9 protein-coding genes are annotated in these 14,625 nt (G+C 56.0%); 5 read left to right on the plus strand and 4 right to left on the minus strand.

The window, feature by feature from the left end:
* Window positions 1-87: 87 nt before the first annotated feature.
* Together Pla52o_RS14500 and Pla52o_RS14505 are read right to left on the minus strand one after the other, a co-directional pair.
* On the minus strand, window positions 88-1,119 hold the full coding sequence (locus Pla52o_RS14500; protein ID WP_146595344.1) for an oxidoreductase family protein: 1,032 nt from the start codon (window positions 1,117-1,119) through the stop codon (window positions 88-90).
* Window positions 1,120-1,368: 249 nt separating this feature from the next.
* Window positions 1,369-2,982: an amidophosphoribosyltransferase gene (locus Pla52o_RS14505; protein WP_146595345.1), complete on the minus strand. Its 1,614-nt coding sequence runs from the start codon at window positions 2,980-2,982 to the stop codon at window positions 1,369-1,371.
* 346 nt (window positions 2,983-3,328) lie between these two features.
* On the opposite strand from Pla52o_RS14505, the gene proB reads away from it, so the two are divergent.
* A complete protein-coding gene (gene proB / locus Pla52o_RS14510; RefSeq protein ID WP_146595346.1) occupies window positions 3,329-4,501 on the plus strand; it encodes a glutamate 5-kinase in 1,173 nt (390 codons plus the stop codon).
* 249 nt (window positions 4,502-4,750) lie between these two features.
* Complete coding sequence (locus Pla52o_RS14515; RefSeq protein ID WP_146595347.1) at window positions 4,751-5,956, plus strand: esterase-like activity of phytase family protein; 1,206 nt, start codon at window positions 4,751-4,753, stop codon at window positions 5,954-5,956.
* An 86-nt stretch (window positions 5,957-6,042) separates the two neighbouring features.
* On the opposite strand, the gene lpxB is transcribed toward Pla52o_RS14515, so the two are convergent.
* Both lpxB and Pla52o_RS27440 read right to left on the minus strand, forming a co-directional pair.
* On the minus strand, window positions 6,043-7,230 hold the full coding sequence (gene lpxB, locus Pla52o_RS14520; protein WP_146595348.1) for a lipid-A-disaccharide synthase: 1,188 nt from the start codon (window positions 7,228-7,230) through the stop codon (window positions 6,043-6,045).
* Window positions 7,231-7,504: 274 nt separating this feature from the next.
* On the minus strand, window positions 7,505-7,753 hold the full coding sequence (locus Pla52o_RS27440) for a hypothetical protein (protein ID WP_231612345.1): 249 nt from the start codon (window positions 7,751-7,753) through the stop codon (window positions 7,505-7,507).
* Between the two features lie 1,520 nt (window positions 7,754-9,273).
* Between Pla52o_RS27440 and Pla52o_RS14530 the strand changes: the two genes are divergently transcribed.
* The 3 genes from Pla52o_RS14530 (at window position 9,274) to Pla52o_RS14540 (ending at window position 14,525) form a co-directional block, all read left to right on the plus strand.
* Entirely contained in the window at window positions 9,274-9,654 is a 381-nt protein-coding gene (locus Pla52o_RS14530) for a cupin domain-containing protein (protein ID WP_146595350.1), read from the plus strand.
* Between the two features lie 130 nt (window positions 9,655-9,784).
* Window positions 9,785-12,055 carry an outer membrane protein assembly factor BamB family protein gene (locus tag Pla52o_RS14535; RefSeq protein WP_231612346.1) on the plus strand — a complete coding sequence of 757 codons (2,271 nt, stop codon included), beginning with the start codon at window positions 9,785-9,787 and terminating at the stop codon, window positions 12,053-12,055.
* 409 nt (window positions 12,056-12,464) lie between these two features.
* On the plus strand, window positions 12,465-14,525 hold the full coding sequence (locus Pla52o_RS14540) for an outer membrane protein assembly factor BamB family protein (RefSeq protein ID WP_390620891.1): 2,061 nt from the start codon (window positions 12,465-12,467) through the stop codon (window positions 14,523-14,525).
* Window positions 14,526-14,625 lie beyond the last annotated feature (100 nt).

Raw genomic sequence — 14,625 nt, forward strand, 5'->3', positions numbered from 1 at the left:
AGGTAAAACGTAGGTCATGAAAGCCTCGTTTACAACTTCGTTCGCCGCCAAGCGGAGATCCCATCAGCGGCGAGGCAACGCGGGCATTTAGCCACACGTTTTCAGCACATCCGCAGTGATCCGGCGGCTATATCGGTTTAGTTTGTGATGGCCGGGACACCACCCCAATAGAAAACGGGTAAAGTCGGCCCAGGCGAAAGGGTACATCGCTCGCCACTCTAACTCCAACGCCTCAACGTCCACCTCCTTGCCCGTCGAGAGCAGCGATTGACGCAACGCTTGGAAATAACAATCCAAATAATCCGATTCACCACGCTCACACTCGGACTCGGAAAGGCAACTGCTAAGAAAGTAGGCGACATCTTTCATCCCACAGCCGGTACCGACGTATTGAAAATCGACGGCGGCCGCGCGAGTGCCATCCCCCGTGAAGCAGAAATTCGCGACCTTGGCATCTCCGTGAACGGCGGTCAAGAAGCGACATGCATTGAGTTTCGCGTCGATCGCCTCGGCGGCGTCCTTTAATGCCCCTGGTTCCATTGCGTGCCATTCGTCGCGGCGCGTGGCAAGATGCCAATACGTTCCCATGGGCCACAGTCCGGCCAGCGAATCGTGCAGAAAAACGGCATGAAAATGGGCCAACCATTTCAGCCCGACAAAAACGCCCTCTCGATCGAGACTCGACCGTCGCGATGCGAACCCCGCCGCATCGAGATCCTCTAGCACAAAGGCCCATTGGCCATCGAGCGAGCGAGCGGCGTAACAGTGGGGCACGCGACAGGCGTCGTCACAGCGGGCACTGAACTCTCGATACCAAGTCGACTCGACCTCGTAGGATAGCAGCTTGCGGTCATGCGACCCGCAGGTGTTCCAGCCACGCGGATGCGACGAGCCGCCCAAGCCACGCTGACCGCCCGAGACACCTTGGCTGAATGGCGGCGAGACGTGCTTGAGGATCACCGTTGCGGGCTGGCCCGAAGTGGCCCGATCATGAACCAGATTGACGCGAACGATTTCACCGTACCCGCTCCAGAGCGTCTGGATCGGCGACGTCTGAGCCACGGCCATCGCACCGGTGGATTGCAGAATCAGATCAATGAGTAATGGGTTCGATTTCATGAAAGCAAGGACGTCACCGCCGCAGCGTCCGATTTGGGTTCATTTCACGATCATTCGCACCGCAACAAAAACCGCCCCGTGGGCACCCAAGCAAGGGTCACAGGGCGGTGGATTGAACTCAAAGATTCCTGCGCAATTTGTCCCGTTAGAACATTTTTAATTTTGATGTGGTTCGTGTCGCCCTTGCGGCGGACCGCGTTCTTGCGAACGCAGCTACGGTTAGGATCCCACGTCAATTTTAAAATTGCTCTAGCTCTGTTGGAGCGCCGCGGCAAGCTGTTCGTAGGTGCGTTTGGAATCGATATTATTGCCGCGATTATCCAAGGCGATTTGATACAGATGTTGGCCGCATTCGGTGGGATATTTCCCAGTGACACAGGCGCGACACAAATGGTCTTCGGGCAACCCAATCGCGCGAGCGATCGCGTCAACCGGCAAATAACGCAGCGAATCGGCCCCCAAGTCATCGGCCAATTTCTGTTGAGCTTCATCCGTCAATTCGCCACCGACACCGAAGTACTTTGGTGCGATCAATTGATCGATTGTGCTCATGTCGATCCCGTAAAAACAGGGTGCGACGATGGGGGGACAGGCGACTCGCACGTGAATTTCTTTCGCCCCGCCGACTTCGCGGATACGGTCCAACAACACATTCATGGTAGTGCTGCGGACGATCGAGTCCTCGACCAAGATCACACGTTTGCCTTCGAGGACCTCCCGCAACGGGGTGTACTTCGCCGCCGCTTTGGCCTTCCTTGCTCCGCCCCCTTCGATAAACGTTCGGCCTGCGTAACGATTGCGAATCAGCCCTTCGCGACAGGGAATCGAGAGCTCAAATGCCATCGCATCGGCGGCCGCTTTGCTGGTATCGGGCACCGGCACAATGATCGTGTCCTCACTATTGAGCGGGACCCGTCCCAAGGCGCGTTCGGCGCGGGCTAATTCTTCACCGAGATGGGTGCGGCTGAGATAGACGCTGCGATCATCCAACGTACTGGCGACATTGGCAAAATAGATCCATTCGAAGAAGCAGTGCGCGGGCGATTTTTCTTCCGCGAAACGCTCAATTCGAAACCCGGTTTCCGGGTGAATGATGATCGCATGGCCGGGGGCCAACGATTTGATCTGGCTGTCCGAAAACCCGAGGTTCAACAAGGCCACACTCTCGCTTGCCGCAGCGAACAATGGACCTTCGTTGGCATAACACATTGGTTTGACCCCGAGCGGATCTCGCGCGACGATCATCTCGCCTTCCGCGGTCAACAACGCCAAACTGTAGGCGCCATCAAACCCGGCCGTCGCTTGCCGCAAAACATCGATCCAATCAATCCGCTCGGGACTATGGCTCAACAGACGACCGAACTCGTGCAAGATGATTTCGGTATCGGTGTCGAGGGTCAGATGATGGTCTCCGTCGGCGAGCAAACGCTCTTTCAACAAACCGTAGTTGGCGAGTTGTCCGTTGAAGCAAAAGCTAAACCATTTTCGTTTATGAATATGTTTACGCTCAAAGGGTTGGGCGTAGTTGCGATCGTCTTGGCCACAGGTGGCGTAGCGAACGTGACCGATCGCGGCGCGTCCGGCCAGATGCTTCATCAACGATTCGGACTTGGCACGATGGTTCAACCGAAAGACTTCGGTCACCGCCCCGACGTCTTTTCGCGTTCTCAACAGCGACGCACGATCGGGATCGTAGGTCGACATGCCGGCGGCCAATTGGCCACGATTTTGAATATCCAGCAGCATTCGCGGCAACAACCGCGAGATGTGGCGTGGTCCGTCGGAGGTGCACAGTGGGCTTCGCCCACGCCCCGACAGATGGTAAATGGCAGCAACACCACACTCGTGATGTAATTCGCTCATATCAGATGCTTCGTTCTGAGGAAGAAGAGAAGAGGCGGATGGGGGGCGAGGAAGAAGCATCGATTTTGAACCGTTTTCAAATCAATACAACTTCATCAAGTCTACACGAAATGTACGCTGGGCTTCCAAGGTCGTCGATTCCCCACGACAATTCAATCTTGGGGCGTTAACGAAGCTGGCCAATGTTTTCAGGTGAAAACCGCGGTGAAATCATTTTAACAGCCTAAAACAATCCTCCCTATGCTTTCCTTGCGACGGTCTTTTTAAGATCATCGTGCTGCTAATTCCCGTCACGCCAGCCTCGGAAGGCTGGCGTATCTTAAAATCAAAATGGATCGTTTTTCCGATGGACCAAACTGAAGCCACCTTAAAAGCGTACCGAAAAACCGCAATCGAAAATGCAAAATGCGTTGTCGTAAAGGTAGGAACGAGGGTCTTAACGACGCCTAGCGGTAAACTTGACCGCGATCGAGTCGCGAAACTTTCCGCACAACTTTGCCGAATTGCCGATACCGGACGCCAAACCGTCATGGTCAGCAGCGGTGCCGTGGGCGCCGGGGTTGGTAAGCTTGGACTTGCCAACCGCCCCAAGGGCATCTCTCAACTTCAAGCGGTCGCGGCAATCGGGCAAACCGACTTGATCCAAGCTTACGAATCAAGCATCGCCGCGGGCGGCCACCATGCCGCCCAAGTGCTGCTGACCGCCTCGGACCTGCGTCGCCGCAGTGGCTACTTGCATGTTCGCAACGCGCTGAGCCGAATTCACGACTACGGCGCGATTGCCATCGTCAACGAGAATGACTCGGTGGCCGTTCGCGAATTGATGACGACCTTTGGGGACAACGATCGGTTGGCCGCTCGAGTCGCCGGCCTCTTGAACGACACCTTGTTGATCATCCTTTCGGACGTCGACGGACTGTACGATGGCCCCCCTAGAGACCCGAAAAGTAAACGGTTGCAGGTGGTCCACGCGATCAACGACGCAGTCTTCAACTTGGCCTCCGACAAACTCAACAGCGTCAGCAAGGGAGGAATGACAAGCAAACTCGAGGCCGCCAAGATCGCGACCTCCCACGGCCACACCGCCATCATCGCTCCAGGCCATGACGATGAAGTGCTCGACAAAATTTTCGCATTGGAACCGATCGGAACCCTGTTCCCTCCGACCGAGAAAACCATCCGCGGTCGTCGACGTTGGATCGGTGGCTCCGCGAAAGTCGAAGGGATTCTGCATCTCGACCGCGGCGCCGTCAAAGCGGTTTGGGAAGATGGCCGCAGTCTATTAGCGGTCGGCATCCGGGTCGTCAAAGGAACGTTTCGGCGAGGAGCAGTGGTCGCGCTGCATGATCCCGATGGAAACGAAATCGCTCGTGGTCTAAGCAATTACCGATCGACCGAACTCGAGAAGATCATGGGCAAATCGAGCGACCAAATTGGCGACATCCTGGGGCATTGTCCGTATGAAAATGCGATCCACCGCGACAACCTCGTGCTGACTCGTAACAACGAGTTCACCTAGGAATCCCATTCGCCTTGAGCGCGATCGCCGCTGGGGACTCAACCGATCCGCAAGAAAAGGAGACGAGGAGCAGTCGCGAAGCAAGGCCACGACCTTCATCGCTTCTTCACATTTTCCACATCCGATATTCGCCAAGTTTTTACACAATCACCGCCGTGCTTCACGCTCAGGGGACACTCGCGATCGAGTGCTCTGAGATGAACGTTAGTGTATTGAATAAAAACCCTCGTTTTTGCGTTGGTGCCGACGATGACTTGGAAAGCGATTTTAGTAGGATCAATCCTCCGCATCAGCCTTGCCGCGATGCTCTTCAGCGACGCGGCTTTGAATGCCGCGTCGCCACAAATTGAATTGATTGGAAAACTGGCGATCCGAGGCGACCATCGAGACGCCACCGAGGACCAGCGGAAACTCGAAGACGGATCCCACGCCAACCAATTCGGAGGCCTCTCGGGAATCGAGTACCGTGGCACGGGCAACCGCTTCCTATTGCTGGCCGATCGCGGCGCCGGCGACGGCGCAGTGACCTATCACTGCCGCTACCACGAAGTGGAACTGGCCGCGGACCCGGCAACCGGGACCCTCTCGTTCCAACTCGAGTCGACGCACTTGCTGCACACGCTGGCCGGCGAACCGTTGGTTGGCTCGTCCGCAGCTCACCAGCAACACCAGCACAACAAAAACGCGAAACACGCCTGGACGGCGTTCGACCCCGAAGGCATTCGCCTACTCGCCGATCAATCATTGCTCCTTAGCGACGAGTACGGACCGCATATTGTCGTCGTCGATCCATCGGGACGAATCTCATACGAGTTCACCGTGCCCGATAAATTTCGCTTGCGCGAGCCCGAAAACGGCGTCGTCCAACAAGGGATTTACAGCAATCGTGGCTTGGAAGGCATCGCGGTGACGCCGAGCGGCAACCGCATGATCGCACTTCCCCAAAGCCCGCTGATCCAAGATGCGGTGATCGAAGATGGCAAATGTCTAGGGCTGAATTGCCGATCGCTGGTCTTCGACGGCAACCACAACTGCATTCGTGAAATCGTTTACCCCCTCGACAATCTCGCCAGCGGCACCAGCGAAATCTTGGCGATTGATGAGGAGCGACTCCTTGTGCTTGAGCGCGACAGCAAAGCGGGGCTGGAAGCAAAAACCAAAAAGATTTTCTTGATCGACATCGCCGGCGCCAGTGATGTCAGTGGCATCGAATCGTTGCCCAAAACCGATCTACCTGAGAACATTATCCCGGCAAAGAAAAGTCTGTTAATCGATTTGCTTGAGCCGAGATTTGGCCTGGGCGGTGAGAACGCGCACGAGAAACCCGAGGGACTTTGCTGGGGACCTCGCTTGGCCGATGGTCGTCGTACCCTCTGGGTCTGTTGCGACAACGATTTCGATGCCTCGATCTCGAGCGAAATCTACTGTTTCGCGGTCGACGGACTGGATCGCTAATGCGATTGCTGAGCCAAAGTTCAACAAGCCGCAGGTGAGTTTCGTCACAAAAAATGCACGCGGCGAAAAAGGCACGCGGCAATAGGCTAAGCGGCGTTGCGAAGGGCTTCGTCGCGCCGTCCCGCGACCTGCTCGCCGATCCAATTCGCAGCCTTCGCGGTCGCCCCGCCGCCCGCATGCTGACGTCGCAATTCGTCGATCGAGGCGAGCGTTTGTTGGTAGTAAAACTCGTCGTGCAGGAACGCGCCCACCGATTGCGTCAAAAATTCGACGGCGGGCTCCGTCGACCCCACGGAGATGAACTCGGGAAAAACCTTTCGAGGACTCATCAAATTGGGCAACGTGATCGAGTCTAACTTCACAACCATTTTCGCGAACGCATACAAGAATCGGCCGATCCGATACGTCACGGCGGCAGGCGTTCGCCGAGCCATCAACTCCAAACTCACCGACCCGCTGACCATCATGGCACAACGTGCCGCTTCGATGATTTCGCTTGTGCGGTCGACGTAAAACTCAATCGGCAACTCCGCATCCGCTGCGGTCAATTGGTTCCGGCACCACAAGCAGTGGCGATCCCGGTACGCGGCGACCAAGAATTTTGCATCAGGATCCGTTTTCGCCAATCGCCGGATCGACTCGAGCATGACCGGCCACGTGCGTTGGACCTCGTGAGTGCGCGACCCTGGCAACACCGCGACCAATTGATCCCCGTCGTCGCTTTGCTTTGCCAAGCGTGCGAGCAGATGCTCGTCAAGCTTGGCCGATGCCACCGCGTCAAAGAACGGATGCCCGACATAGGTGGCCGGAATATTGTGTTTGCTAAAGTAGGTTTGCTCGACCGGCAGCACCGCCAGCACATGATCGACAAGCCGTTTCATCTTCCGCACTCGCCACCCGCCCCAGGCCCATAGTTGGGGGGGGCAATAGTAGTAGACGGGAATCCCGTATTGCTTGGCACGTTTGGCGATATGCCAATTGAAACCTGGGAAATCAACAAGGACGACGGCATCGATCGTGCCGGTCTTGAAAATGGCTTCAGCCTGATCGACAAAGCGAAAGAACTCGCGCAGCTTTGGCAAAACCTCCAAAATCCCCACGACCGCATGCTTGGTCAGATCGAGCTCCAATTCACAGCCCGCCGCCTGCATCGATTCGCCGCCGAATCCAGTCGTCTGAATCTCGGGGTAAGCCTGTTTTAGATGGGTGATGAGTCGAGCCGCATGCTGATCACCACTGGGTTCCCCAACAGAAAAGAAGATGCGTTTGGACATGTCTTCGGGTGGGTTATCGCTAAGAGGTTGTCACTTGAGAGTCGTACGTCTCGGTTCTCAGCATGAATAGCTAGAAAATTACGAGTTGAACGTCAATGTGAGTTTTGCTGCTGGCGAGGCCGATCGAGCGACTTGGGTGACACAAACGTGGCTTGAGGACCGAAAACATCAATGCCATGAACGCAAAAAAAAAACGACCCGGACAGGGAAATTCCCCGACCGGGTCGTTTAGGTCACGTCTTATAGCTCAGTGGGCTACCTTTGTAAGCATTTTTCAGCGAACGTAGCTTGCACTGGCTTGAATGACGCGACGCTTGCTGGTCACGCTAGCACTTGGATCAACGATCGGTGCTGGTGGCATTGGAGCAGCTTCGACTTCAGGAGCAGCAACGGGGGCCGCTTCGTAAGGAGCGTGAGGAACCGAAGCTCCACATCCGCATCCGCTGTCGCAGATGCTGTCGCAGCCGCTGTCACAACCTTTTTTGCAACCGAGGTTGCGAACGTTACCGAACAACTTGGTCAAAAGACCAGGTCGTTTGATTCCGCATCCGCTGTCGCAACCGCTGTCGCAAGATGCAACTTCGCATCCGCCACAAGCGGGGACTTCGCAGCCGCTGTCGCAGCCCAAGTCACAACAGGCTCGTTTGCCAGAGAACATTTTCGAGAGCAATCCGCCACGGCTCTTGCCGCAAGGATCGCAAGGGGAATCGCAGGTGTTGACTTCGCAACCGCATGCTGGCTCACAACCACGCTTCAGAAGACCGAGACCGATCTTCGAACCACATGATGGTGTTTCGAAACCACACGATGGCTCTGCACATCCGCCACAGGCAGGTGCTTCGCAACCACAAGCGGGTTCCGCACATCCGCAAGCGGACTTGTGACGACCGAGCAAGCCCAAACCGAGCTTCGATCCACAAGCGTTTGCTTCAATGCCACAAGTCGGTTCAGCACACACAGGTGCTTCGCAACCGCATGCTGGCTCGCCAACAAGCAGGCCGCGGCCCGCTTTCAGCAATCCACATCCAGATTTTTTGCAACCGCATGCAACCGCTTCGCTGCCGCATGCTGGTTCTACTGCACAACCACAAGGGCTGTCACAGTCGTATGTTGGTGCATCGCAGCAGCTCGTCGAGCTGCCACAGCCTTTAACGCCAAGCATCCGATCCAAAAGATCGAATCCAAAGCTTTGGCTACAAATTGAACTACCCAATACGAGGGTCAAAGTTAAGATTGTCCGCTTCATTGGAGCCACGTCTCCCTTTATGCCATTTTCTGCGGGTTGTTGGTCGGCATTTCATTGTTGATGAGTGAGATCATTCCTCATTCAGGCAAGGCGAGGTCCAGTCGTCGAACGAAGTCGCCGACGAGTACACCTCGTCACTTTTTCAACACGCCCTAACGGTTCGGGTGCGAGCACCCGGCCCGCCGACTTCGTTAGCTTGTTGTGATCCTGATTCCCATCCCGGTGGATCAAACGTGAATTTGATTCCGCGAGATGACTCGGAAGACCCCTTACTCTCAATTGGGTCGAAATACCTTTTCGCCTCGACATCCGATATCGAAGCCTTCTATTTTGCCTCGCCAAACTTGGCCTCACACTCGTTGGTGTGAAGCCTTCATTAGCGGGACACTAACGATATCGGCGCAAGCGGGGGCAATAATCAGTGATCCACTTGATTTTCATGCGCTTGGAAAGCTTTGACGACTAGGCAAAAACGTCCTTCTCTTCCGAGAACAACGACTGTGACCCTTCTGCGCATGGCATCTTGGGCACGATCGGTATAAACTGAGGTAAATGAGCGTAGTTTCCGCTAAATTCAAACTACGACTCACCCCGTTTTGACCTTCCCCCCCGGTGTTTTGCCGACCACCCGCGCTTCCCCACCACCCCAAACGAATTTTGGTTCGAGATCCTTCCTTGGTGAAACCAAGGGTGGACCAAGCACCCCCTGAACCAAAGCCCCATTTGCGTTCAACGTCTATCTTTACACGTCACCCTTTTCGCAGCTCCCGACCGACCGCAGCAAACGAGTCCTCCCCTTGAACCGAGCAAAAACGGCCCCCCAACTCGTCGATCTGACCGCATTACCTGCGGTCGCGTGCCCTTGTGGCACCGCCCGTCGGGCGTTTGAGGATCGTCCCGAGTTTCCTGGTACGGTTCATCTAACGGAAATCACGACCGCTGCCCGCACTCACTATCACAAGGAGCACAGCGAGGTTTACGTCATACTGGAATGCGAAAGCGATGCGGCGATTGAACTCGATGGCACCCTCCACCCGGTTCGTCCCTTAACTGCTATCCTGATTCCTGCGGGTGTTCGCCACCGCGCGGTAGGGGAAATGAAGACGATCATCCTCAGCACCCCTAACTTTGACGCCGGGGACGAACACTTTGACCAAGAAAAACCTTCGAGCCAGTAAATCACGGTCATCGGTGACCACCGCAGAGCTGAACTCGGAGACTAGAATACGAACGAGAGCCTTTTAAACTGTCAGCGCGAGTCGTCGCAGGACACGAACAATCACACGACCTTCCCTCACGAGAGTTTCGATGCAATCCCTGTTTCTCATGCCATCGCTTTTCCGAAAGAGTTGGTTTGCCGGTTCCTTGCGAGCCCTGCTGCTCTTTGCCATTGTTGTGATCTGCTTGCCCGCCGCGCCAGCCCAGGCTGACAACGCCGGATGGCCTTATTGGCGTGGCCCGCATTACAACGGCTCCGCTACGGCAACCAACTTGGCCGAAGATTGGGATCCCGATGGGGGCGAAGGTAGCAACGTGCTCTGGAAACGGGACGACATCGGGGGCCCCTGTACCCCAATCGTGATGAATGAACGGCTTTACACGATCCAGCGATCGTTGCCAGGGACCCGCCGGGAATCGGAGAAAGTGGTTTGTCTGGATGCCAAAACAGGCGAAACGCTCTGGGAAAATCAATACAACGTCTGGCTTTCGGATGTTCCAGCTGAGCGCATTGGTTGGAGCAGTGTCGTCGGCGACCAGGAAACCGGGAACGTTTACGTCCTGGGTGCCTGTGATATTTTCCTCTGTATCAATGGAGAAACCGGCGAAACGGTGTGGCAGATTCCGCTGCACGAACAATTCGGAATGCTCAGCACCTACGGCGGACGCACCAACTTTCCCATCATTCACGAAGATCTCGTGATCATTAGCGGGATCATCATCAACTGGGGCGAGTTTGCCAAACCCAACCACCGCTTGCTGGGCTTTGACAAACGCACCGGCAAAATCGTCTGGTTCAGCGGCACACGTGATTTGCCTTACGACACCACCTATTCGGCTCCAAGCTTGGTCACGATCGATGGCCAACGGCAATTGATCATGGGTGCGGGTGACGGTGCGATTTGGGGATTCCAGCCTCGCACCGGCAAACCGCTATGGAATTTCCCGTTTTCACGTCGTGGCATCTATGCCACGCCGCTGGTCGTTGGCAACCAAGTCTTTGCGGCTCATAGCGAAGAAAATGTCTCGGGAAGCGCGATGGGTGCCATCGTCGCACTGAACATCTCGGGCACCGGCGATGAAACCAAGGCCGAAGAGGTCTGGAAACGCGAAGAAGTGGTCGCGGGTTACAGCGAGCCTGTGTTTGTCGATGGTCGCGTCTACTTGGTCGACGATCGCTGCAAAATGTGGATTTTTGACGCCGAGACCGGTGAAACGATCGTCGAACGCAAGGCGTTTGTCGGCAGCCGCCAACGTAGCTCGCTGCTCTACGCCGACGGCAAAATCTATGTGCTGACCGAAAATGGCCGCTGGGCTGTGGTCAAACCGACCGAAGACGGCTTCGAAGTACTCAGCAAGGGACGCGTCGATAACGCCGACTTCGCCGGGTCCCCGATTGTCGCCGATGGGCGGTTGTACTTCCCCAGTTCCAAGACGCTTTACTGTGTCGCCACCGAAAATGGCACGCAAGCAAGCGTCGATATGGCCAGCTCGATGGGCGACGAGACTCCACTTGCGGAAAACCCCGATGTGGCTCAGATCTTGGTCGTTCCCGCTGAATCGGTAGTCGAGCCAGGCAAACAGATCGAATTGAGCACCCGCCTTTTCAATCGTCTTGGCCAGTCGTTGGACGTTGACGCCGACATTACGTATGAAGTGCAGGGTGCCGGCAAGATCGAAGGCTCCACCTTCACCGCCAACGCCGACGCCTCTCATACCGGCGTGGTAATCACCGCCAAAGCGGGAAACGCAACCGGAACCGCTCGCGTTCGCATCGTCCCCCCGTTGCCATGGAAGTTTACCTTCGATGAATTGAGCGATCCCCCGCTGTCTTGGGTCGGGGCTCGTTATCGTCACGTGATTCGTGACGTCGATGGATCGCCAGCCCTGGTAAAAATCTCGACGATCCCTAAGGGAGCTCGGAGCCGTTCATGGATGGGGCCAAGCGAACTTTCAAACTACACCATCTCGGCCGATGTCCGCGGAGCGCGCAGCAACGACAAACTGCCCGATATCGGTTTGACCGCGCAAGGATACGTGATGGATTTGATGGGCCAGAGTCAACAATTGCAAATCCGCACCTGGTCGGCTCAACTTCGGATGGCGGAAACGATCCCCTTCGCTTGGAAGGAAAACACTTGGTATCGGATGAAGTTTCAAGCGGAGATCGAGAGCGAGCCCCCTGCACAAGTCGCCATTTTGAAAGGCAAAATTTGGCCGCGTGATGAGCCGGAGCCCAAAGAATGGACGATCACGGCTCGCGACGAGTCCCCCAACTTGAACGCGAGTCCGGGGCTTTACGGAAATGCCAAGGATGCAGAAATCTACATCGACAACGTCGATGTGACTGCAAACGAATAGCACACTTCCCACACTTCACTAGAATGAAGACGCGGCGCTCGCGAAGACACTCGCGAGCGCCACACCTCTCCCTCCCGAAAAACACTCTCGCTCAAAAACTTTCTTCGTTATGAAAAAGACTGAATTGTCCGCATGGACTTTGATTTTCGGTGCTACCGTTTTTGGCAGTATCACCTCCGTGCTACTAAGCGGTTGTAAACCACCTGAAACGCCTGGCTCGATCGAAATCACGACCGAGGACCTTGAGCTTGATTTCGATCAAGGCGAGATTGAGTCGAACAATACGACGACCGGTGTAGCCGAAACGCCCGCCGTCGAGATGCCTGCGGCTGAAACGCCCGCTACTGAGAAACCCGCTGCGGAAGCACCAGCTACTGAAACGCCTGCGGACGCAGCTCCCGAAGTAAAAATGTCCGCCGAGAAGGCTCCTCCGGCAACGAAGCCTGCCGCGGTCGAGCCCGCCGCCGCCGAGCCTGCCGCTCCGGAGACAAAAGCCGCCCCGCCGGAGAAGCCCGCCGAGAAGACTTCGAGCAAGCCAGCCTCGGCCGAGTCAAGTCTCGTTGCCACCAAGGCCGATGCGAGCGAAGCAGTCGCATTGAAAGCGATCCTCAGCAGCGGAGGCGATTGGCCTCAGTGGGGTGGAACACGTTTGCGAAACAATGTGCCTAACGTTACCGGGCTCCCTGAATCATGGAACATCGGAAAGTTTGATCGCAAAACGGGTGAATGGGCCAAAGAGCAAGCGGAAAACATTCGCTGGTACGCCAACTTGGGCAGCCAAACCTATGGCAACCCGGTGATTTCGGGCGGCAAAGTGTTTGTGGGAACCAACAACGGTGCGGGATATTTAAAACGCTATCCAGCGACGGTCGACCTTGGCTGCTTGCTCGCGTTTGACGAATCCAACGGTGAATTCCTTTGGCAACACAGTAGCGAAAAATTGATCACCGGCCGCGTCCATGACTGGCCACTGCAAGGCATTTGTAGCGCCTCGTTGGTCGAAGGAAACCGGCTTTGGTTCGTGACCAGCCGCGGCGAAGTCCGCTGTGTCGACACCGAAGGTTTTCACGACGGCGAGGACAATGGTCCGGTCAAAGACGAAGTCGTCAATGTGGCCGACATCATGAACGCGGGGCCCGGCGCTAAACCTTACGCCGACACCCTCGCTGCACTGGGCGAAGGAAAACTGTCCGACGCTGCGAAGCAAGCCCTCGATACCGCTGGCGAACCGCTCGCAGGCGAAGCAACCTTAAAAACATTGACCGAAGGCAAAGTCTGGGCCGCGACGGGCAACTTTGGCGGCGTAGACCGCACGATCACCATCAAAGCGATCGGCCCCAAATTGATGTTCACCAAAACGCTCGGCGTCCATGACAAACGGGATGCCGACACGCTTTGGGTCTACGACATGATGAGCGAATTGGGGACCAGCCAGCACAACATGGCCTCGTGCAGTGTGACCAGCTACGGAGACTTGCTGTTTGTCAACACCAGCAACGGGTTGGACGAATCGCACCTGAATTTGCCTGCACCCGATGCAGCCAGCTTCATCTGCTTGAACAAAAACACCGGCGAACTGTATTGGACCGACAACGCCCCAGGAACCAACATTCTTCATGGACAATGGTCCAGCCCGATGGTGGCGGAATTTGACGGGGTTCCTCAAGTCTTGTTCGCTGGCGGTGACGGCTACTTGTACAGCTACAAAGCCGATCAAGGCAAAGACGGCAAGCCCGAATTGCTTTGGAAATTCGATGCGAACCCCAAAGAAACCAAATGGATCCTCGGCGGCGAGGGAACTCGCAACAACATCATTGCGACTCCGGTTGCCTACGACGGGTTGGTCTATGTAGCGGTCGGACAAGACCCCGAGCACGGTGAAGGAGAGGGCCATTTGTGGTGCATCGACCCGAACAAGCGTGGTGACGTGTCGCCGCAGTTGGCGGTGAAGATCGAAGACGACGGGACGCGAACCCCGATCGCACACCGTCGCATTCAAGCGGTCGATCCGAAGGAAGGCGAAGCGGCGATCGACAATCCCAACTCGGCAGTCGTTTGGCACTACACCATGGCGGACCAAAATGACGACGGCGAGTTCGACTTTGAAGAGAAGATGCACCGCAGCTGTGGAACGGTCGCGATCAAGGACGACATCCTCTACATCGCCGACTTCTCGGGATTGGTTCACTGCTTAAACGCCAAACCCACCGACGAGGGAATGCCAACGGTTTACTTTACCTACGACATGTTCGCCCAAAGCTGGGGCAGCCCGCTGATCACGGACGGACGCGTCTTCATCGGCGATGAAGATGGAGATGTCGCGATTTTCGAATTCGGTCCGGAAAACAAAGAACCGCTCGAAGAAATCAATATGGGAACGAGCGTTTACAGCACCCCGGTCGCTGCCAACGGAACCATCTATATCAGCACCAAGGACAAATTATTCGCGATTGGAAAAATCGAGGAATAATTGAAAAGCCCGAGGACTGAGCCTGCACCGCAGCAAACGGGACTCCCGATCACTGCGGTGCGGGAGACCGTTGCCATGATAAAATCGCAGCCGATGGTAA

The organism is Novipirellula galeiformis, assembly GCF_007860095.1.
Classification (GTDB): Bacteria; Planctomycetota; Planctomycetia; order Pirellulales; family Pirellulaceae; genus Novipirellula; species Novipirellula galeiformis.